The following is a 22669-nucleotide window of genomic DNA, read 5'->3' on the forward strand; positions in this document are numbered from 1 at the left end:
TCTTGCTCATTTCCGCGTTGCCTCGATATACTCCTGATACCCTGTGTTGGATTGGAGCGCGACATCTATGTCATGGTTGCCCTGAGCTGCCAGCCAAGCATAAAGATCATCGTATAGCGATGTATTCATGGCAAGGAACGGCAGAAGTTCAGCATGCCTTGCCATGTCGAACTGCTTGGAGAAGTCATGGCTTGTCCGAGCATCATCCGAGGTGAAGCCGCCGACTTCAACGATATGCTGCTTCTTGGAGAATTCGCCTTTTGAAACCTTCTCGAAAACCGATCCCGGCTCGAAGACCGGCTTGAATGCAAGTTGATTGGTGTCAGTCTGTTGCGTCTGTGTGGACGCTTCGGCCGTATGCGTAGCCAGGTCATCATTGTCATTGTCTACCGTTGCTGCCGCGAGCGGTGTGAAGGTAGTGCGTGGCGAATGTGCGGACCTTGCATCGGAAGGATTCAGTGCTCGATTCGTGCTCTCCCCTGTCTGGGAAGCATCCTGTGCGGCCCTGTCCTTCGTGGCCTCATCAGTCTTGTCGATATGAAGAGCGTCGGAGAGGGCATCTTCGAACAGATCACGCTGTTCTGGTGCATCGTGCTGAGACTCATTCGGATCTTCAACTGCATCCGAGCCTGTTTGCCGTGTCGTTCCTGACAGGTTCTGATTGGTTTGAGAAGTCTCGGTACTTGTACTTGCTCTATCTACCTTATCCACCTTATGTACATCTACCTGACCGGTGTGCTGCGCTGCTGGCTGCGTCGCTGCGGTGCCAGGTTGCTGAGCAGAGGCCTCACCCAGAACGGCATCATGCAGCCGCGTGATCCGGCTGCGGACAGAGCTTGCATCGAATGCGCTCGTTGGCTCGCCGGCGCGCAGATCAAGAATGTCATCGACCGACATATCGGCTGCATCGGGCTCAACCGGAGCGTTATCCGTGGCGTATGAGAACAGGTCGGAAACATTGTTGGAGTGCTGTTGCACGGGCTTGTGCTCAGGCTGAATGTCATGGCGCTTGCATATCGCTGGAACATCGCCGAATTGCAGAGTCATCTCGTTTCGAGGTAGCAGAAAGTCCTGATCGAGCGGCACGCGAACAAGATCGCCATTCGTGCGCACAATATATGTGCCATTGGTCGAGTGCAGATCACGAATCGTTGCAGCGCCAGAATCGGTCACGGTGAAGACAGCGTGTCGTTTTGACATGGAACGCGTCTCATCAGGAACATCAAGTCGTGATGTACCTTCATCGGGAAGAGGTCGTAGCGGTTTGCGCCCAATTTCGATGCTTTCACCTGAGTTCACCATCACGTCGTCCATATTCCTGACACTGACGATCCATTGATGAGTCGGTCGCTTATCAACACTCACGACTGTCGTCCTCCTTACGATAAAGCCCGTATCACCCGCATAGTAGCCATAGCTTCATGCGCCCCATGGCCTCATGTCCATTGTGCCATGTCCATTGTGTCATGGATGGGCAATAAAAACTGAAAAACACCGCGATTCTCGCACAATCAGTGAATTCTTGTGGCTGAACTACCCCAGACCCTTCACCATCACCACCTTGAGACGCCTATAAGACATGTGATGCAGCATGCATGCACAATAACAACAATGACCTGCCGAGCTAACCCGGCAGGTCATTGAAAGCAACGAATATTGATTCGTTAGAGCTCGTGTGAGCGACGCGAAAAGAACTACTTGAGTTCTACAGTGGCGCCGGCCTCTTCGAGAGCAGCCTTGGCCTTCTCGGCATCTTCCTTCTTGGCCTTCTCGAGAACAGCCTTAGGAGCTGAATCGACAACACCCTTGGCGTCGGCGAGACCGAGGTTGGTCAGTGCGCGGACAGCCTTGATGACCTGAATCTTCTTGTCGCCAACAGCGGAGAGGATGACGTCAAACTCGTCCTTCTCTTCCTCAGCTGGTGCAGCAGCGCCTGGAGCGGCGGCTGCAACGGCTGCGACAGGAGCGGCAGCTTCAACATCGAATTCGTCTTCGAACTTCTTGACGAAGTCGGAGAGCTCAACGAGGGTCATTTCCTTGAAAGCTTCAAGGAGCTCATCGGATGAGAGCTTAGCCATAATGGCTTCCTTTCATTTGCGGTGGTTCACGATTCGTGAGCCTGCACATGCAGGCATTCCACCAAACATCGTTTTGTATTCTTGCATTGATTCAGCGGCATAAGCCACAGAATCAGGCAGCCTTTTCCTGCTTTTCGCGCAGTGCGTCGATGGTGCGAACAGCCTTGGTAGGTATCGCAACGAACGCAAATGCAGCCTTGGCCATCGTGCCCTTCAGCGCGCCAGCCATCTTGGAAAGCAGAACCTCGCGGGATTCGAGATCCGCAAGTTTCTGGACGCCCTCTTCGTCATAGACAGTTCCATCTGCGAAACCACCCTTGACGACGAGCTGCTTGTTTGCCTTGGTGAAGTCACGAAGTGTCTTCGCAGCCTGGACGTAATCGCCCTTGACGAAAGTGATGGCGGTTGGGCCCGAGATGTAATCATCCAGTCCCTCGACGCCTGCTTCCTTAGCTGCAATGCGAGCCAACGTGTTCTTCGCCACGGTATAGGAAGTATCGCGGCCTAGTTTGTCACGCAGGTCTGCGATCTGCGGGACACTGAGCCCGCGGTACTCGGTGAGAAGAATCGCGTCGGAATTACGGAATTTACCCGTAAGCTCCGCGACCACCTCTTCCTTTTCGGGCCTTTTCATGGCGTTCCTTCCTAAGTGGCCACTGGAAGGAGAAATATGAACATCAAGTCAAGGAGAGCAATAAAAAAGCTCTGCGCGCAGGCAGAGCATCAACATCCACAAGCATCTTGAACAAAGGAGTTCGAGACGAAGCTTCTGGGCTTTCTTCTCAACCTACGCTGGCTTGGCAACCATATTTCGCGCAATCTCACGATCACGACCAGCGGTCTGTGGTTTTACAACTTTTCCAGACTACACCCGTATTGCAAGACAATGCAAATTAGTGACGGCAAACATGTTCAGTTGGCGTGTCTCAGACATCTCACCGTGCTGCACGGAAGCGCGAATGCTTACAGCTTTTCGATGATTCGAACGACCTGCTTGGCCGCCGTGTCGGCAAATTCAGAAATGTCAAAGTCCTTGAACGACTCGTATTCAGTATCGGCATTATCGCTCAGCGCGCGAATCACGAGAGCAGGAACATGGTTACGGGCTGCAACATGACACACCGCCGCACCTTCCATCTCTACCGCATCGGCACCCGTGTCACGGCGGACCTGCTGAATCTTGTCCGCCGAATCTACGAAATAGTTGCCAGAGGCGATGACGCCTGTTATATGCTTCGTGCCCATGTCGCGCAGAACGTCGTCGGCAATGGCCAGCAGGTCTGGATCGGAGTGGAATTCGTTCTGCTGTGGTGCAAATTGGGCAATAAGGCGCATGTCAGAGTCGAGATAACGCATGGTGCCGCCAAGGACCACATCATTGATGTGGAGCGAAGGATTGAGATTGCCCGCAATTCCAGAAAAGATAACAGCATCAGGTCGATAGACATCAATGAGATATTGTGTCGTCGATGCTGCGTTCACCGTTCCCATACCGCCAACCGTGGCGACGACACGAATCTCTTCACCGCTTGTCGAGCTGATATTGCCTTGGACCACATCGAGGCTGGCCTGCTGCGAATCGGGGCTATGCGATGAATTCGACAGTGATCGTGCGATAAAGCTGACTTCTTCCTGCAATGCTCCGATAACCGCTATCGTTTTCATACCCGCTCCTCGCTCATGTGTTTCCGAGTGGGAGTCTAGCACCTCATAACCCTATGCCCACCTCATAACCCTATGCCGCAGTGCATAGTTATCTGTTTCAGTACAATGACGGCCGATAGTCATAGATGCCCATCAGTAGATTCACCACGATGGCGATGATTGACACGATGACGCCAACGACTGCAAAGATGTATGTGGCACGCGAGCGCTCCTCGCCCTTTTCAGGAATGAGTATACCGACGACCGAAAGGACCAGGCCGACCGTGCCGAATGGACTCACGAAGCGGTTATATTGCCATACGACAATGAAAAGCCCAATAAGGGCAAGAATGAAGCCGGCGATGGCAAAACCCTTGGCGGCGCTCTTGCTTTGTTCGCGATTCGGATACTGCCGGTAAGGATATCCAGCCGGGTTCGGTGGCACCATGTTCGGCTGCCGACCGTAGGGCTGTGGGCCAGTCTGGAAACCGGGCTGTCCTTGGCCTTGCGCCTGATTCGGCATCTGAGGGGCACCGGTCTGATTGCCTTGTGGACGTTGAGCATTGAATTGCGGATTGTTTGGCTGTGTCATGTTCTCCCTCATTACTGAATCCCTTGTCGGATTCATTGTTGAATCCCCTGTATTGTGTCTGGCGCGAATACCTGGCATTCATTCCAACGCATCAATTCTATCGAATGCTTCGCCGTTTTTCTTCACTTTCTCTCTCCACTGCGGAGCCTTCTTCTGTCGATGAATGTCGCGTCTGCAGATTGTGAGATGCAGTGAGTGTTGAAGCAACATCTTCTGCAATGGACAAACGAGACTATTCTTGGCAAGGTAGCCAGCCACGCCCCCTTGGAAAGTGAGTACGAATTTTCTATACGTGAAATGCATCGACATGGTCATAGCATGGTTGGATAACGAAAAGAGGAAGCAATGCCCACGAACAGCAGCCTTCAACCCGTGATTGTGCATGCGTCTGATGATGGTGATGATGTGCGGCGAGGCTTGCGTGTGTGCAAGTCCATCGTAGATGATCGGCAATGCTCAGATACTGTATATGTGGTGGTCAACCATGATGCCATCACTGCTGCACCAAGCATTCACCGCGAAGACATTCCAGACGGTGTCGAGGTATATGCCTGCGCCACGGCACTCAGGACTCATGGCATTGCAGAGGAATCGCTTGATCCTGTCATTCACATAGTTCCTTCGGGAATCGTGTTCATTGCCGAGCAACAACAGAAGCAGGCTTTCTACATCAGGCTCTAGTAAGGGCACAAGTTCGTCACAACCGTTGTCGATGCCGCAATCGGCATGGCATTGACGCCGTCATTGGCAAGGGAATCGGCGGTTCCATTGGTAAAGTCAGCGCAATATCATCGGTAAGGCCACTGACGCTGGCAACGTCACCTACTGACTCGATCTACTGACTCGCGCAGCTTGCTTCACCATCCGGTCACACGCGCATCAGCCAAAATATCCCTCGTCGACGAGTGTGGAGCAGGCCTTCATGAAACGGTCCACGTCCGAGGAAGAAAATACCAGCGGGGGGCGGAGCTTCAAGGTGCTGCCATCGGGTCCAGAGGATGATATGAGAATGAACATGTCGCGTAGCTTGCTGATAATGGCCCGCGCGGCCATCGGGTCCGAACTGGTTGAATCGCTGCTGCCTATGTCGATGCCAAGAAACAGTCCAGCATGACGTATGCCTCGAAAACGCGGTGTTCCCCCAAGCAGCTGTAGAAGCTGCGCGCTGAGCTCTTCACCGATCTTCTGCGCATGGGAGAGCAGATGCCGCTCTTCAATCTCGTCAAGCACTGCCCCAGCCGCTCTCATCGATACTGGATTGCCACCGAAGGTATTGAAATAGCGAGTGCATGAAGCAAATGCCTCACCTATCTTGTGCTTATAGATGACGGCACCGGTCGGGATTCCATTGGCCATTGGTTTGCCAGTCGTGACCATGTCCGCATCGGCATGATGGCGCTGAAAACCCCAGAAGGCTTCTCCAGTGCGCGCAAATCCTGACTGGACTTCATCGGCGATGAGTATGCCGCCAGCGCGGTGCACGGCCTGAGCGATATCTCCCACCCAGCCTGTCGCTCCTGGAAGAATGCCGTCAGAGGAGAAAATCTGATCCAGCAACACTGCCGATACGCCAAAACCGCCATCATGCAATTTCTGGAACGCATCTTCGAAGCGCTGCTTCAATGTGGCTCTGACTTGACTCTCAGGCTGCTTGCTTGTCAGCACGTCAGCAACCTCAACGGTTGCGAGGAATGGTGCCAATGGTACGCCTGTGCCAAAGCTTGGAGAAATCGAAGAGACCAGCGAGGTGATGCCATGATATGCGTGAGCGGTCACCACAACCCCCTGATGACCTGTATATACGCGAGCCATGCGCAGGGCGAGGTCGTTGGATTCCGAACCGGAATTGGTAAAGTTCACCCGGTCCAAAGCGTCAGGGAAGGAATGCAGAAGGCGCTCTCCATAGTCAAGAATCTCATCCTGCAGATACCTGGAATGCGTGTCTTGCCGACCAAGTTGATCGTTGACCGCTTCGCGCACTCGTGGGTTTGCATGGCCGACGCATGCAACATTGTTATAGCAATCCAGATAATCATTGCCGGACGCATCAAAGAGATGTGCCGCCTGCCCTCGCACTATATGAACCGGCCGGTCATAGAACAGCGGCCCCATGGTTCCCAAGATTCGTTTGCGCCGTTCCACGAGTGCCCGCTCGTCATCGTCCAAGGCTGTCATGCCCTTGTCGAAGTCGAAAGCATTGGAAAGCTGCTGCTTGCCTGCCTTGTTCGTTGTCATAGTGTTCCTTTTCGTATTGCTATCAGCACCGTCACCGGTGGAATCTGGATGGCTGAAACGCTTCTCCAATGGCTTTGAGACCAATGTTCTGCACGGTTGCCAGACGCTTCAGACGCGTTTCTGGATTTGAGATGTAATGCGAGGCATCCACGCCTGCAAGAGTTTGCGCCAGATAAGGAAGCAGCACGGCAAGTGCACTCCTCGCCTCAATCAACACAGGCAACAGCGAGTAATCCTCATCGCTGAGACGAATGCGAGTGTCTTGGCGTGAAAGCTGCCATGAATAGCCTTGCAGTATTCGCTGGCACGGCGCTAAGGCCGTATCCGCACTGGCATCTGCGACGATGGCATAGCTGAGGCATGTCGCCACATCACATATCAGTGGCATTCTGTGCATGTCGCCAAAATCGATGATTCCTGCGATAACATTCGGCATGTTCGCATCAACCATCACGTTTCCGGGATGAAAATCGCCATGACACATATATTCCGGAAGTTCACAGACGCGTTTGTGAATGGTCAGATAATCGTCAAGAGCATGTTCTATTGGCTTTCTCATGCGAATGTCGGCAATTGCAGGAAGCGTGGCCTCGCATATTTCCGGGAACAGCCTCATGTCCCACAGCACTCGTCCACGATGATCCTCAAAGCTTTCTTCCTTGGACAACACAAGCTCCACTCGGGCCAAGGCCTCTCCCATGTTGAAGAGCAGAAGATCCGAGGCAGCCTCTCTCATATGCGACAGCACGTCACCGGCAACGAATGAGGTCAATGTCGCATATCGAGTGCCGTGCTGCCCTTCCATCGCAGAAACCAAATCGCCTGATCTGTTGGCAATGACCCGAGTGACGGGCAGCGATGAGTCCAACTCTTCGAAACTTCGAATGGCTTGCGAGCGCATCAGCACCGCTTCACGGCTTTCGGAAGGATGTTCAATCTTCAATATCCATTGTGGTCTTGCCGACTGAGCAACGCTTATGCTGAAGGTGTCGTCCCGCTCGGTCATGATGCGCTGCAGCGTAATGTCGTTTAGCCCGTAATGGTCTTTAAGAAAAACAAGTGCATCATGCGCGCTGATTCGCTCATGTGGCTCGCAGAGCGCTGCATATCCTTCATAGTCTTCGAGACTCATGTCATCAGCTGACCTTGATCAAGGGCTTGATCGTGCGCCGGTTATCCATGTCATCGTATGCCGTTGCGATGTCATCCAATCGGTATTCCTTGGTATAGACCAGCCCTGGGTTGATCGACCCGTCGAGAATCTTTGGCAGTAGCTTGGCGATGTAGTGATGCGCTGGAGACATGCCGCCTGTTACCGTGATGTTCTTGTAGAACAGGCTTTTCACATCGATGTCAACGCCATGCGGCAAGCCGACATAGCTGACCGATCCTCCAGGAGCGCACATCGAAATCGCTGTGGAGAACGATTGCGCCGAACCGACACATTCAAGCACGACATCAGGCATGGTGCCTGACGTCAGTGTCTCAACCGCTTTTACGGCGTCGTCACCGCGAACGGAGATCACGTCATCGGCTCCACATGCCTTGGCAAGGAGCTGTCGATCCTCATGTCTGCTCCCGGCATTGATGATGCGTGAAGCGCCGAGCAATCGCGCTGCCATGATCGCGCAGAGCCCCACTGCTCCGTCTCCCACCACGACGACGGTATCGCCACTGCGGATACCGGAGCATGTGGCTGCATGGTATCCGGTGGTAAACACGTCGGTGAGGGTCAACAGGCTTGCCATAAGGCTCTCGTCGGGACGACTCCCATCAGGCAGCGCCTTGATCAGGGTGCCATCGGCGTAGGGGACGCATGCTGCTTCGCCCTGACCGGCATCGACACTCTCCCTGCCCCAGAAACCTCCGTGAATGCAGCTCGTTTCGAGGCCTTTCTGACAGTAGCGGCATGTGCCATCGCTATAGCGAAAGGGAACGATAACCCAATCACCAGGCTTCACCGTAGATACCTCGGATCCGACTTCACGAACGGTTCCGACGAATTCATGACCGATTCTGCTGGGTGCAGCCGCTCCCTGACCTCGATATGTCCACAGGTCTGAACCACACACCCCCGCATACTCGATGTCGACTACGGCATCAGAGCATTCGGCTATTGCAGCGTTGGGAACTTCCTCCAGTTCGACGCTACGTTCTCCTGTATATACGGTTGCTTTCATTCAATCTCACCTTTCAATTTCAGTTTGTGCAGCACTATGGATATCTCAATACGGGCACATCAATGCAGTCGCATCAATGCGGTCGCTCAGCAACGCTGAGTTGAAGACTGCGCTCTCGCAGGCGGGCGAACACCTTGGGCAGCATGACGCTGAATCCGATAAGACCAATGATCCACATCGGATACTGCACCAGTACCGCAACTCGCATCGATTGACTCGTGTACAGTCTCGGGCTGCTTGCCCCCTGCCAGTCCAACAGCTGCCCGACTCCCAGAAGCACTAGCCCAGATGAGAGGAAACCTCCAATATTGGCTAGGGCGGTTGCAGTTCCGAGATCCTTCGGCAGACAACCCTCTCGAGCGAAGTCGAACGCGACGCTTGAAGCCGCCATGCCGCTCGATATGGAGAGCAGCAGTGCAATCATCACCGCTTGAGGATGAGGACCAGCCGTGGCAAGCAGTATCGTCCAGCACAGCATCTGAGCGCCTACCGTGACATACACCAGCATGATTCTGCCGTGAATCGGATGTGCACTGGCAAAACGTCCGAACAAGAGTGCCCAGACAACGCACGTCGCAGTCCCCCATGCCAGGTAGGCACTCGCCTGAGCACGCGAATAGCGTTCGACGGTAAGCAGAAAGGGGAAACCCCAGAGCTGATTCATCAGAGTATTCGAAAACCAGGTGATGCTATGCACCCAGAATCCGCATATGGTTCCAGGAAGTCGCGCGACCGAGCACAGATCGTGCAATACGCCTGACCAGTTCAATCCCACTGCGCTCTGAACCCTTGCATGAGTGTCTTGTACCGAGGGACTTTCGCGCAACAACGAGAGCACACAGAATGCCATGAGGAAGCCAATCGCAGCAAGCGAAAGAAATGCGGTCTTCCAATGCGCCATATTCATAACCCACACGAAGGGGTACACCGATATGATCTGGCCAAGATTGCCAATTTGTGCGGTCAACTGATTCATCACAGGCAGCCTGCGCATCGGGAACCATGCTGCGAGAAGCCTGATAACAGAGATGAAAATGCACGCATCGCCGATACCGACCGCAGCTCGGGCGAACACAGCCATCCATGTCGCCGTTGCAAGAGCCATAATCACCTGTCCGACTGACATCAGCATGCATCCAGCCGTGATCATTCGTTTTGGTCCAAATCTGTCCAGCAGTATACCCGCAGGAATCTGTGCAATCGCATAGATGAACAGCTGCAGATACACGAATGACGACAAGGCGGCACTGCTGATGTTGAAATACAGCGCAGCCTGAATTCCCGTGGCAGAAAGCGACGAACGGCATGTGGCTGCAAACACATAGCCCGACATGGCAAGAATCCACATGGCATACGCCACGATTTCGCCGCTACGCCTTGCCGCACCCATACGAACACCTCCTTTCCTGACGAGTTCCATCTCAGTCACATCTGTCTGTCAGACATTTCTTGTGTCACTCGTTCCGATGACAGAACTGATCGGAGACCAAAGTTGAGTGGCACGGCGTGTTTGCCTCACATCCGCGAGAATCGAGTCACACCGCCGATAATCGTTTGGAGTACCTCGATTGTGTGAAGCTCATCGGCTGGTACATCATGCGGATCATGATTGAGGACCACGAAATCAGCGAGCTTGCCGACACTGATACTGCCAAGAACATGCTCCTTATGCGAGGCGTATGCACTTCCATAGGTGTAAGCGCTTAACGCCTGATCGACCGACAGCTTCTCACTTTCACCAAGAACGAAGCCCTGAGCGGTGGTTCTCGTCACCATGCCTTCAATCGAAACCATAGGGTCGACGGGAGCGCACGGGGCATCGGTACTGCCCGGAATAATCGCTCCACGACTCACAAAAGCTCCCATCCGGTAGGCTCTTCGCGCTCGCTCCTCCCCCAGCAGCTCGACGTACGCATCGCCATTGTTCTTGATGAAGCTACCCTGCGGATTGGCAATGATGCCGTCAGCGATGATTCGATTCACGGTCGTATCATCCGCGATGCCGCAATGTTCAAGCCGGTGACGGACATCCTTTCTTGGATAGAGCCTCTGCGCATGCTCGAAGGCATCCAAGGCAAGATTGATCGCCCTGTCCCCGATTGCATGAACGGCCACGCGCCAACCCTGACGATGCAGCTGTGCCACATGATGCGTGAACTCCTCTGGATCCCAGCTCAGCACGCCATAATTGTCGGGATGCCCCAGATATGGTTCGCTCAGATATGCCGAAAGACTGTTGAAGGCACCATCAAGAATGACCTTCGCCGGGCCGATGTCAAGCAATCCGCCTTCGAAGCCGGTGCGCATACCGAGGTCAAGGCCGAAACCTTGCTCTATATCCCCTGTGAGTTGTCCCAGATCGTGCAGTGCGCTGTAGTACGGCATGAGCGTGCCACGCTGCTGGATAAGACCGCGATCATAGGCCGTCTGGAACAGACCTATGTCGCTTGGAGTCATGCCTATGCCCTCCCAGTGGGGATTGGTTCCGGTTCCCGCATCGGAAAAACTGGTTATTCCCAACGCCAGCGTGCAGTCTGCAGCGAGTTTAAGCTGATGCAGTAAAGTCTCTTCTGAAACTCGGTTCGCTACACCGGTGACCATGAAGCAGAAACTGTCCTTGACCAGACCGGTGATCCTACCGTGTTCCCGAATGACGAGATCCGTGTCTTCGATATCTTCGGGATGCTCATATCCGGCGCGTTTGAACGCCTCACTGTTGATAACCGCTGCATGGTTCGAAAGATGCAGAATGAGCACGGGATGACCGTGTGATATCTGATCCAAGCGTGCAATATCGGGGAACGCGCCCAGTGAGAACTGGTCGAAGCCCCAGCCAAGCACCCACTGCCCTTCGGGAGCTTGAACGCATGCCGTCTCGACCTTGGCATAGAGCTGCTCCAAGGTCGTAGTCGTCTGCTTTCGTAAGTCCACCTGATTGAGATTCGCTCCCAGCAAGGAGAAGTGCAGATGCACATCGTTGAAGCCGGGGCACACATATTTCCCTTGAAGGTCAATGTGCTCCCTGGCACTCACCCCTTCAAGCTCGTCGTCAATCGCGACGATGTTCCCATGATGCACCCCTATCGTCGTGGCATAGGGATGCTTGGGATCCATCGTCTGAACATGTGCATTCTCAAATACGGTGTCTATCGCAAACATGAGCGATTCCCCTCTGCACAGTAGCCATATGCGAACTCCTTGTTAACACTCATAGCAACGACCCCTCACCATGGGTTGGCACAGGATTGTCGCATACACGAATATCCGCTCCCAGACTTCGGTCCAGGCTCGAAAACAGTGCGATTACGGCAACCTTCCTGGCATCGAAAACGGACGCGAGCGACAGTGTCCCATGCCAGGAATCATCACGAGACCACTCCTGCACCAGTACGCCATTGATGAAGATTCGGCATGAATAACGCTGATCGGGATTGCTCATGCGCACATCATAGTCAATCGAACCATGCTCAATCGTCACGTCAAGAGTTGCATCAAGCGGCCCTCCGTCACTCTGCCCGGGTTGGGACTGTGCAAAGCTGCCGTTCAGCGGTATTCTGCCATGATCGGGAAGTGGCGGCGTACGTTTCGGCGGCACTCGCAAGGATGTGGACTGTTCGAATTCGTAGGCGCATGCCAGCAGCAGCTGATCGCTTCCCGAGGGTCCGATGAAGGTCAGGCCTGCAGGCATGCCCGTATCCGACATCACACCCATGGTCGTCGTCACCGTGGGTATGCCCAGATGACGGATGAATCTGTTGCCGTTGGAAAACCACGTTCCATCCTGCCATGCTTCGGTGTTGTCAACCTCGTCCACATCAGTGTCAGCCTTGGCAACGTTGCTATTCGTGGGGAATATGAGAACGTCCAGATTCTCAGCGCGCATCCATGCTTCAAGATGGCGCTTTCGTATCGCTTCAAGGCCTCGAAGCCCCTGTTCCAGTTCGGGAGTCTCTTCGGAGGGGAGCATCGCTCCCGAACGCATGTATTCGTCTGCCTGCTGGTAGAAGCCGTAACGGTAGTGTTTCGCATGGGCCACGGAGTTAAAGGGATTGGGGAATATGTCATCCGGGTCAACGTCTTGCAGACTGGTGATGCCGCTCATATCGAAGGATTCGATGAACTCTTCAAGAATGGACGCATTGAGCTGAAGCCATTCGTGTTCCATCCAATCATGAGGAATGAGCCCTTCATCGGCAAAGGTCTTGAGAGTTCTTGGAGCACTCTCATATGCGTCGCGCAACGGCAACGAAGTCCATCGGACATGAGCGCCAAGTTGCCGCAACGATTGCATCGACTGCATCAGCAGCGCATTGATGCTTGGCCGTGTATAGACTGAAGGAATCACGCCACCCAAACGACCTGCATATTCGTTGACAACCCCAATGTTGAGTCCAGAAAGAACGTCCGCTCCCATAACCCCTTCGAAGCCGAGGTCTTGCACGCGTGCGGCATCATCGAGAGGAACGAAGGGTTGCCTTCTCCACAGATCTCCTCGAGTGTCTTCATCTGCTTGCGTCAGCGTTGGCAGCAGTTGCAGAAGATCCTCAACGGTGCGAGCGTGCGGCACTACTTCATCCTTCGTGGCGTGCAGCACCCAATTGCCACGTAGCGAAATAACACCTCGCGTAGGAGTGTATGCGACAACGCCGTTGTTGGCTGCTGGCGAGCGCCCGGAAGAGACGGTTTCCTCCCCCATGCCGAAGGCGGCGAAGCTTGCCGCAGTCGATACTGCCGAACCATGCGAGGAGCCCGAATACCATGCTGCCGGCAAATACTCGCCGTTATATGGACTTTCAGACCTTCCATACACGCCGCGCTGCACTCCTCCGGCTGCCATCGGCGGCATGTTGGTCCGTCCAAGCAAAATCGCGCCAGCCTTGCGCAATGCCGCAACGGAAAAACTGTCTTCATTGGCCACCACATGCGCGAATGCCGGTGATCCGGCTGCCATCGTCATGCCTTTGGCCATATAGCTGTCTTTGACTGTAAAGGGGATGCCTTGCAAGCTTCCCTGAACATTGCCGTGAGCACGTTGCGAATCCTTCTGCATGGCTTCATGCAAGGCATTGGATGCAATAATCGGGGTTGAGTTGAGACGAATGCCATTGACATCGTAGAAAAACAACCTGTTCAGATAATTCACGACAAGCTCGGTGGAAGTGATGCGACCAGATGCCAACATCGATTTCATCTCGCCTATGCTCAACTCAACCACGTCTCGTTGAGTTTCGCCGCTTACGAAATTTGCTAACGACTGCATACACCCACACTTTCGGATTGCACAACCATGTGAAGTTAAGGAATTGAAATGATGACGATACACTCTGTAGATGCGTAGCAGCCACGCCACAGTGTTGAATATCACGACGTGGCTGCTTCTCATCTCTTTGTTGCGAAACTATTTGTTGCGAAACTATTCGCTCAGTTGCAGGTTGTAATACACCGGACCCTGCATTCCTGAGGAATATCCGTTCAGTTTCGTAGACACGGCACTGATCTGCTGATACTTGCTGACGATGATGTTTGGCACATAGTCATAGAACCAATCCTGCAGCTTGTCGTATCCGGCTTTCTGCGCACTTTGAGTGGTTGCAGCATTGATGCTGTCTGCAATCTCCTTGAATTCTGGATCCGTATTCCATCCCGCTCCCGAAGCTTGGAAGAATGAGTAGCAGATTGGGTTTGCAGAATAGCTGTAGCTCGAAATCAGCATGTCCCATGATCCAGGTTGGAACATTTTCTGCAGCACGCTCGCCCAATCCAAGACCTGAATATTGGTTTTGATGCCTACGGCATTCAACTCATTCTGAATTTCCATGCTTTCGTCATACATGTATGGGTAATCCTTGGTTGTCAGGAAGGTGATGGTCTGACCGTTATACCCGGATTCCTTGATGAGCTTCTTGGCTGCAGTCACATCTGGATGATTGTATTTCTTCAGGCTTGAATTCGAACGAAGAGGGCTGTTCTTGGGCATCAGAGCACCATCATTCGTGTACAGATCCGAGTTTTGATGACCAGCCTTTGCAATTTTCGACATGTTCAACGTAGCCAGGATTGCCTGACGCAATGCGGTGTTGTCTTTGAACAGTCCCTCCTGCTTGTTGAAGATAAGGGTCTCCAGCATCTCGTCCTTCTCAACTTTTAAGCTTGAGTTGGACTTGGCCTGTGCATACTGGGAATCAGCCAGAGAATAGCCAATCTGGTACTGTCCGCTCAAGGTTCCTGAGAGTCGGGTCGTTCCATCGGTCACGAAGTCGAATTCGAGTTTGTCGGCGTGCGCATCACGTTTGCCCGTATACCCGTTCGTGGCACCGGTTGGCGAAGAGTAGTCGGCAAACTTCTTGAGTACAATCTTGTTGTCTTTGTTCCATGAACTGAACTCGTATGGGCCTGTGCCGATATATTCGGTCACGCCTGTCGAGGTGGCCTTGTCAATCACGGATTTTGGCATGATTGCCGCGATGCGTCCTGTATCGGCCATCAGATAGAGGCCGGTCGACACTGGTTTTGGAGAAGTGATGACAACCGTATCGGCATCGGGTGAGGTGACCGTTGAACCGGTGAAGAAGGTGCTGCCAATCTGCGAGAGCTTAATCCAGCGCTGCATGGATGCGACGACATCCTCAGCCTTCATCGTCTCACCATTATGGAATTTCACTCCCGATCGAAGCGTGAAGGTGAAAGTCTTGAAATCTGAACTGACTTTGTAGCTCTTTGCAAGCAGTGGTCCAACCGACCCGTCTTGCTTGAGAGTGACAAGCGATTCATACATGCTGCGCATGGTGTCTCGAGCAACGTATGCTCCTGTTATCATCGGGTCCAGGCTGGTAACCGTCGCGTTGAGGGCAATGTGGACCGTTCCTCCCTCAACACCTTTGCCGGATGTCGAAGCGCTGCTGGAGCCACAAGCTGCAAGGCTGATCAGCACGGCCACAGAAGCTCCTATGGCCATTAGTTTCTTTCCTAAGGCGTTCATAATTTCCTCTCTTATTACTATGTAGCTGGTTTTACGTGATACGACTATGGTCAGAACGTCAGTTGGCGACGTTCGGGATTGGGAATCGGAATGCTTGACAGCAGATTCTGCGTGTAATCGGTTTGTGGGTGGTCGAATATGTCATCCACGGTGCCTTCCTCCACGAGTTCCCCTTTGCGAAGCACTCCGACGCGGTCTGCAATAAAGCGGACCACGCTCAGATCATGAGTGATGAACAGATAGCTCAGGGAGAATTCCTGTTTCAAATCCTGCAAGAGATTCAGAACCTGGGCCTGAACGGAAACATCAAGAGCTGAGACGGATTCGTCAAGAATCAGAATCTTCGGACGAACCACCAAAGCTCGGGCAATGTTGACGCGTTGCAGCTGTCCACCTGAGAATTGATGCGGATAGCGGTTGATCATGTCGCTGGAAAGACCGACTCGCTCAATCATGTCCACCACGGCATCGAGTCGTTCAGAACGGCTGTCCCCGATGTGTTGAATCTCAAGAGCCTCAAGAACCGCATGTGCTATGGTCTTACGCGGATTCAGCGATGAGAATGGATCCTGCAACACCATCTGTATGTTGCCTCTGATCTTGTGCCGCAGAAGGCGGTCGGAAAAATCCGTATAATTCTCGTCGTTGAAGACGACCGTACCGGATGTGGGTTTCTCCAACGCACAGATAATTCTTCCCGTCGTGCTCTTTCCGCTGCCTGATTCGCCAACCAACGCGTAGGTTTGATTGGCGAATAACTGCAAGGACACATTGTTCACCGCGCGCATCACGGTCTGTGCGCGGCTAGTGAAACCTCGTCTTACGAAATCCTTGGTAATGCTGTTGACTTGGAGCATTGCCTTTCCTTGCCCTATCACCATCTCACCTTCCCGTCACGTCCGTCACAGCTCGTGAAACATTTGTCTTTCGACATTCCTTGTTGCTGCATCATGCCTTCTTCACGTTGTCGGTCAATTCGGCATGGTCAATGGCATTGTCATCAAGCGATAGATCGCTGCCAGACTGCTTGAGAAAATCAGAAACCGTTTTCAGACGCTTTGGTCGGGACCCTTCCATAGGCGGTATCGCGGCGAGCAGACCTTGCGTATAAGGATTCCGAGGATGCGCAAAGATGTCAGACACTGGTGCGGATTCCATAATGCGACCCTTATACATGACTTCAACCCTGTCGCACATCTGAGCCACAACCCCCATATCATGAGTGATGAGAATAATGCTCATATCCCTGGTTTTGCGCAGGTCACGAAGCACCTTGAGCAGCTGCATCTGGATGGTCACATCCAGAGCGGTTGTGGGCTCATCAGCGATCAGAAGCTTGGGATGATTGATCAAGGCCATTCCAATCATGACGCGTTGCAGCATCCCGCCCGAGAATTGATATGGATACTGCTTCATCCAAGATTCAGGATTATCCGAGCCAGCATCTTTCAAGGCTTCGATGCAATTGCTCTCCACTTCATCTTTGCTGAGTGAAGGGTGATGCGTGCGTACGGTCTCTCGTAACTGCTGACCTATGGTGAGCAGAGGGTTGAGGCTGGACATGGGGTTTTGGAAGATGAATCCAATATCGCCGCCACGCAAGGTTCGTAATTGCTTCTTCCCCAACGAAAATATGTCATGACCTTCAAAGGAAATGCTGCCTTCGTACTTCGCCGTTCTGCGTTCATGCAGGCGCAGAATCGAAAAAGCGGTAACGCTTTTCCCACACCCCGACTCACCGACGATGCCGAGAATCTCACCTTTGCCGACCGTGAAGCTTATCCCGTGCACGATTCTGGTCCACTGATGGTGGGAGTTGCTGAAGTCCACCTTGAGATTGTCCACTCGCAACAGTTCATGAGCATCGTGCTCGCTGCTCTTAACGCTCTGTGCAGTATCAATTGAAGCAGTGGTTTGTTCTGATTCAATATCATGTGCTGAAGTGGGGAGCGACTGCTTGCTATGACTATCGTTCATCATGACTTCACCTCCTGCTTTTCGGATCGAATACTTCGCGCAGACCGTCGCCCAGCATGTTGATGACGAAAACCGTAAAGGCCAGGGCAAGTCCGGGGAATACCGTCATCCACCATGCCGAATAGATGTAGGTGCGGCTGTCATAGAGCATGTTGCCCCAGCTTGCCTGCGGCTGTGGAATGCCTGCTCCGATGAAGCTCATGGCCGCCTCAACAAGAATCGCGTCGGCACACACGAAGGTGACCTCAACGATCCAAGCTCCTATGACGTTCAACGCGATGTTTCTCCATAGGATTCGAAAACTGCTGGCACCAAGATTCGTCAACACCTGCACATAGTTCTCGTTCATGTTGGTCAGCGTCGCTGAACGAACTATTCGCGCGACCATCGGAATGAAAACGATGGACAGCGAAAGAATGACGCTTCTCATGCTCTGTCCAAATGCACCGATGAACACGATGGCAAACAGGATTGCGGGGAATGCCATCAAGCCATCGCAGAAGCGCATCAGCAGATACCCGAGTTTGGGATAATAGGCCGAATAGAGACCAACGATAAAGCCGATGATTCCCGCTATGGCAGCGGCAGAGATGCCGACCGTCAACGATGCCTTGCCCCCAAGAAGCACTCTGGTGAAGGTGTCTCTTCCAACATTGTCGGTTCCCATCGGGTGTTGTGCGCTGGGTGCGAGCAACATGTTGGCTGTGTTCGTTGTAGTTCCATCCATATGCCCTAGCCATGGCAGAAGAATGCAAGCAAGAGCAATCGCCACCAGAAGCACTCCACCCACGAGAGCGCTTGGCGAGGTCATGAGCACCCTCCATGTGGAAGAAGCCTTGAGCAGCCTTGATGACCTCGTATTGGCAACAACATTGACTTCGGCCATAATCAGAACGACCTTTCTCGTATTCTTGGGTCAACGACTGCATACAGGACATCCGTTATGAGATTGACGATGATGAAGACCAAGGCGACAAAAATCATGATTCCCTGAATCATCTGGTAATCGCGTCGGAGAATCGAGTTGACCACCAACTGGCCGATGCCTGGAACGTCAAACACTGTTTCGACGACAATGGCACCGGCTATCAGCTCGCCGAACGATTGACCGATGATCGTGAGAATCGGAATCGAGGAATTCTTGAATGCGTGCACCCAAAGCTGGCGTGAACGCGTCAGACCTTTCGCGGATGCAGTTCTCATATAGTCACTGCCCAGGGCATCAATCATGGAGGATCGGGTCATGCGTGAGATAATCGCGATTTGCAACGTCGCCACAGAGACTCCAGGAAGAATCAAATGACTGAAGTATCCTGCCAAATCCTCGTTTGGATTGACGAAACCACTTGCAGGAAGCAGCTTGAGCTGCAGCACGAACAGGATCATCAGCAGCAGCCCCGCCAGAAAGCTTGGCAGTGAGGTGGTCAGCGTGGCAAAGGCCAAGACGATTTTATCGGCTATTCTTCCATGCTTGTCGGCTGCCAACACTCCCAAAGGAATTGCTATGACGAGTGAAATGGCTTCACCAAACAAAGCGACCGACAACGTTGGAAAAATATGGGACAGAATCGTTGTCGTCACTTGCTCGCCAAGAATGTAGGAATATCCCAGATTGCCATGAACAATGTTGATCATCCACTGCCACAGTTGAACGGGCAGACTCTGATTGAGTCCCATCTGCTGCCTGATTGCTTCAACCTGCGCCTGCGTGGCATCATTCCCAGCAACGACTCGTGCAGGATCGCCGCCGCTGAGGTGGGACAGTACAAACGCAATTATGCCAACGATGAATAACACAGGTATTGCGGAAAGCAATCGTTTCCCAACATATCTCCCCATACATCACTCCCTCGCTACTGCACTATGATGAACCTGCTCACAGCTTCAGATTGAAGCGAGCACGTCATCAAGCACCATGAGTCCTTTATCTACGTCATCGACAGTGGAATTCAATGGCGCGGCAAATCTCACCGCATCATGATCAGCACCGCAGCCCAGCAGAAGCAGCCCCTTGTCCAAGGCACGGTGAGACACTTCGTGGAAGACTTCAGCACCGCTCATGCCATCTTTCGAACCGAATTCAATGGCCAGCATCATGCCGACACCGCGAACATCGGCGATCCACGGGTATTTCTTCTGCAATTCAAGCAGCTTCGATTTGAAGTATTCCCCTAATTGCGCGGCATGTTCGACGATGTTGTGCTCTTCAAATTCGTCAAGCACTGCCAGACCTGCGGCACCTGCAACAGGATTGCCTCCAAACGTCCCTCCATGCATGCCTGGACGCCAGGTCTGCATGATGTTCTCTGTGGAGATCACTGCACTCATGGGAAAACCACCAGCGATGGCCTTGCCAACGGTCATGATGTCTGGAACAACCCCCGAATGCATGCTCGCAAACATCTTGCCCGTGCGGCCATAGCCGGACTGGATCTCGTCAAAGACGAGCATGATGCCATGCTTGGTGCAGATGTCGCGCAACCCTTTCAGGAAGCTTGGATCAGGAACCACATAGCCACCCTCGCCCTGAACCGGTTCCACATAGATGCATGCGACTTCATCGGGCGAAACGCAGTATTTGAAGAGCCGTTCAATTTCGCCAAGGCACCAGTCGGCACGCTGCTTCGCGTCGTAACCAGATGGGCATAAGTCCTTGGAAGGATAGGGCGTGAAATATACGCCACCCATCAGAGGCTCAATCCCCTTGCGATAGAAGGAATTTGAGGCGGTGATGCTGATTGCTCCAACGGTGCGGCCATGGAATGAACCTTTGAACGCTATCACCGCAGGACGTTTGGTGACGACACGAGCCAATTTGATGGCAGCGTCCGTTGCCTCTGCGCCACCATTGGCGAACAGAATCGAATTGAGGTCGCCAGGCGTGAATTGAGCAATCCGCTTGGCAAGCTTCAACGTCGTTGGATAGTTCACGACATTGAACGAAGCGGTTATCAGCTTATCGATCTGAGCCTTTGCCGCAGCGACAACCCTGGGGTGAGCATGACCGAGCGCATTCACCGCTATGCCCTGAACCCAATCGATATATCGCTTGCCCTTCACATCGGTCAGATACATCCCCTTGCCGGATTCAGCGACCAGGGTTGTCGCCTTCGAAAGTGCGGGGCTGAGAAATTGTTCATAGTCTTCAAATGTGATTGTTGAATCATCGAGTTCGTTGGACATATGAATGCGCTTCTTCCTGAATATGTTGTGGATTGATGCCTGTAAGACGCATTGTTCATGAGGGCGGAAGAATCAACAATGGATAATTCAGCACATACTGGTCAGTTGTTGGACATTGTGTCCTATCGGGACTTATGTAACACAATGACGAAATGTCATGAAGTGCCCACATTTTAGCTGCGATTACGGCTATTGCAGGCCTAGCAACCACGTAGGCATCGCTGTGACGCAACATTGTGAGCACCTCTGAACCAATATGAAGTTAACGTGATGTTGACATTTCTTCGTCACGCATGAACGAGCATGCTATCCACACTTTCACGCGTGCCGACTCATTCGCGAAATCCAGGCCAAGCAGTGATTCGAGCTTGCTCATTCGATTTTCGACGGTATGGCGGTGGACGGCGAGCCTTTTGGCAGCGGCTCCAACGTTGAATGCGGTGTAGAGCAGCTCCCTGAGCGTACGCATGAGCTGATTTTTCTCGTTCGTTGGCAGACTCCTCACCAGAGCGAACAGTTCAGAGGAATACGCTGCAGCGATCTCAGGACTCACCAGCTCATGTGGAGACAGGTCAATAATCGAATCATGGCTACCGATTCTTTTCATGCACAGGTCTTTCAGAGCGAGCTGAAAAGCATCTGGAGCTTCTGAAAAGGCCTTGATTGCGGCCGTGCCATAGAGGATTCGCTTTGAATTCGCAAGCAGGGCGCGAATGCGTTCGCTCTGGTCGACGGGAACAAGAATCCAGTAATAGTCGTGGAACTTCCCGAACAGCGCTCCATCGTCGGCTATGTCATCTGAAACGCTTGACGTGAAGTCGCTCTGCGTTGATTGTGGGTCTATGCAGAGTAGGGTCATCGGGAATGATACGGCATTCTTATGGAGCTCGTGGAAAAGCAATGACGCGAGATCCACGTTGCCACCGGCCAACTGTTCAACAGCGAGATTGCCGATGCGCATTCTTCTCTTGCGCTCTTCGATCCGAGACGGCAGACTCCAGGCCAGTGCATCGGCAGCGGAGATACCCACTGCTCGAGCTATGCTGCTATCGCTATTGCCTTGAGACGATACGATAACCGTTCCCAATCGTTGTCTGCCGTCCTCAACGATACAGAGATAATATCGGTTTCTTCCTTTTGATATGCAGAAACACGTCTTTGCACTGTTGCTATGCTGTTCCTCCTGCTGAATCATCAGCAGGGAAAGGTGCATGGCCTGCTGGGACTTGCTTGCATCGGAAATCGAAACGATGCCTCCCTTGGGATTGACGAAAGCCGACCATCCATGTGCCCTTCTTGCGCTTTCCCTGACGACTGACTCGATGACATTCTCGCTATCTGTCGCACGGAACAGTTCGCGCTGCACGCTATACATGACGCGCTGGATGCCTTCGCTTTCCTCAGCCTGCCGATGCAGCACGGTCTTTACAATTTCGGAAAAGTTCACCTCTTCAGGTACTTCGAACAGCATGATATGGTATTCCATCGCCGCCTGAAGCATGGCTTTGGGAATCGTTGGATGCTTCATCTTGAGGCCAAAGCCGATGGCAATGACTCCGGCGTGAGCGAGCGTGGACATATACTCTAACCACAAGGTCTCGTACGCATGCTGAACATCGTCCACATCGGCGGGCAGGCCGAGCTTGCGCAAGTCACGTTTCAGCAAGGAAATGTCGTTGGCATTCTGCATGCTCTCCAAAGGAAAGTTCGTAGAACAGGTAAGCAGAATCTCACCTTGTTCGGCAAAGCTGGCCGCGTTGATCACATCAGTCGGATGTACCCAAATAATCCCCTGCTCCAT

19 protein-coding genes are annotated in these 22669 nt (G+C 52.9%); 1 reads left to right on the forward strand and 18 read right to left on the reverse strand.

Features of this window, described 5'->3' with window-relative positions:
* Nucleotides 1–6: 6 nt before the first annotated feature.
* From QN215_RS07730 to QN215_RS07750, 5 genes are all read right to left on the reverse strand, one after another.
* Nucleotides 7–1365 (reverse strand): FHA domain-containing protein, encoded by a 1359-nt coding sequence (locus QN215_RS07730; RefSeq protein WP_369343742.1) that lies wholly within the window; start codon nucleotides 1363–1365, stop codon nucleotides 7–9.
* A gap of 329 nt (nucleotides 1366–1694) precedes the next feature.
* Entirely contained in the window at nucleotides 1695–2078 is a 384-nt protein-coding gene (gene rplL, locus QN215_RS07735; RefSeq protein WP_094692941.1) for a 50S ribosomal protein L7/L12, read from the reverse strand.
* A 112-nt stretch (nucleotides 2079–2190) separates the two neighbouring features.
* Nucleotides 2191–2712, reverse strand: coding sequence for a 50S ribosomal protein L10 (gene rplJ, locus QN215_RS07740; RefSeq protein ID WP_369343743.1), 522 nt, complete (start codon nucleotides 2710–2712; stop codon nucleotides 2191–2193).
* Between the two features lie 329 nt (nucleotides 2713–3041).
* The gene (gene mtnN, locus QN215_RS07745; protein ID WP_369343744.1) at nucleotides 3042–3743 is read right to left on the reverse strand and encodes a 5'-methylthioadenosine/S-adenosylhomocysteine nucleosidase; all 702 of its coding nucleotides are present in this window, start codon (nucleotides 3741–3743) and stop codon (nucleotides 3042–3044) included.
* A 97-nt stretch (nucleotides 3744–3840) separates the two neighbouring features.
* Nucleotides 3841–4314 (reverse strand): hypothetical protein, encoded by a 474-nt coding sequence (locus tag QN215_RS07750; protein ID WP_369343745.1) that lies wholly within the window; start codon nucleotides 4312–4314, stop codon nucleotides 3841–3843.
* 345 nt (nucleotides 4315–4659) lie between these two features.
* Between QN215_RS07750 and QN215_RS07755 the strand changes: the two genes are divergently transcribed.
* Complete coding sequence (locus QN215_RS07755) at nucleotides 4660–4995, forward strand: hypothetical protein (RefSeq protein ID WP_369343746.1); 336 nt, start codon at nucleotides 4660–4662, stop codon at nucleotides 4993–4995.
* Between the two features lie 198 nt (nucleotides 4996–5193).
* Here QN215_RS07755 and QN215_RS07760 read toward each other — a convergent pair whose 3' ends face one another.
* The 13 genes from QN215_RS07760 to QN215_RS07820 all read right to left on the reverse strand — a co-directional run bounded on the left by QN215_RS07760 (nucleotide 5194) and on the right by QN215_RS07820 (nucleotide 22669).
* A complete protein-coding gene (locus tag QN215_RS07760) occupies nucleotides 5194–6549 on the reverse strand; it encodes an aspartate aminotransferase family protein (protein WP_369343747.1) in 1356 nt (451 codons plus the stop codon).
* A gap of 31 nt (nucleotides 6550–6580) precedes the next feature.
* The gene (locus QN215_RS07765) at nucleotides 6581–7681 is read right to left on the reverse strand and encodes a phosphotransferase (protein ID WP_369343748.1); all 1101 of its coding nucleotides are present in this window, start codon (nucleotides 7679–7681) and stop codon (nucleotides 6581–6583) included.
* A 4-nt stretch (nucleotides 7682–7685) separates the two neighbouring features.
* Complete coding sequence (locus QN215_RS07770) at nucleotides 7686–8729, reverse strand: zinc-binding dehydrogenase (RefSeq protein ID WP_369343749.1); 1044 nt, start codon at nucleotides 8727–8729, stop codon at nucleotides 7686–7688.
* 73 nt (nucleotides 8730–8802) lie between these two features.
* Entirely contained in the window at nucleotides 8803–10119 is a 1317-nt protein-coding gene (locus QN215_RS07775) for a nitrate/nitrite transporter (protein WP_369343750.1), read from the reverse strand.
* 125 nt (nucleotides 10120–10244) lie between these two features.
* Nucleotides 10245–11888, reverse strand: coding sequence for an amidohydrolase (locus QN215_RS07780; protein ID WP_369343751.1), 1644 nt, complete (start codon nucleotides 11886–11888; stop codon nucleotides 10245–10247).
* A 49-nt stretch (nucleotides 11889–11937) separates the two neighbouring features.
* On the reverse strand, nucleotides 11938–14112 hold the full coding sequence (locus QN215_RS07785; protein WP_369343752.1) for an amidase: 2175 nt from the start codon (nucleotides 14110–14112) through the stop codon (nucleotides 11938–11940).
* Nucleotides 14113–14142: 30 nt separating this feature from the next.
* Nucleotides 14143–15708 carry an ABC transporter substrate-binding protein gene (locus QN215_RS07790; RefSeq protein WP_369343753.1) on the reverse strand — a complete coding sequence of 522 codons (1566 nt, stop codon included), beginning with the start codon at nucleotides 15706–15708 and terminating at the stop codon, nucleotides 14143–14145.
* 50 nt (nucleotides 15709–15758) lie between these two features.
* Entirely contained in the window at nucleotides 15759–16565 is an 807-nt protein-coding gene (locus QN215_RS07795) for an ATP-binding cassette domain-containing protein (RefSeq protein ID WP_369343754.1), read from the reverse strand.
* 91 nt (nucleotides 16566–16656) lie between these two features.
* Entirely contained in the window at nucleotides 16657–17688 is a 1032-nt protein-coding gene (locus QN215_RS07800; RefSeq protein WP_369343755.1) for an ABC transporter ATP-binding protein, read from the reverse strand.
* A gap of 4 nt (nucleotides 17689–17692) precedes the next feature.
* Nucleotides 17693–18571: an ABC transporter permease gene (locus QN215_RS07805; protein ID WP_369343756.1), complete on the reverse strand. Its 879-nt coding sequence runs from the start codon at nucleotides 18569–18571 to the stop codon at nucleotides 17693–17695.
* A gap of 2 nt (nucleotides 18572–18573) precedes the next feature.
* Nucleotides 18574–19524: an ABC transporter permease gene (locus tag QN215_RS07810; protein ID WP_369343757.1), complete on the reverse strand. Its 951-nt coding sequence runs from the start codon at nucleotides 19522–19524 to the stop codon at nucleotides 18574–18576.
* Between the two features lie 45 nt (nucleotides 19525–19569).
* Nucleotides 19570–20868 carry an aspartate aminotransferase family protein gene (locus tag QN215_RS07815; protein ID WP_369343758.1) on the reverse strand — a complete coding sequence of 433 codons (1299 nt, stop codon included), beginning with the start codon at nucleotides 20866–20868 and terminating at the stop codon, nucleotides 19570–19572.
* Nucleotides 20869–21130: 262 nt separating this feature from the next.
* The gene (locus tag QN215_RS07820) at nucleotides 21131–22669 is read right to left on the reverse strand and encodes a helix-turn-helix domain-containing protein (RefSeq protein WP_369343759.1); all 1539 of its coding nucleotides are present in this window, start codon (nucleotides 22667–22669) and stop codon (nucleotides 21131–21133) included.

Source organism: Bifidobacterium sp. WK041_4_12 (assembly GCF_041080795.1).
Lineage (GTDB): Bacteria > Actinomycetota > Actinomycetes > Actinomycetales > Bifidobacteriaceae > Bombiscardovia > Bombiscardovia aquikefiricola.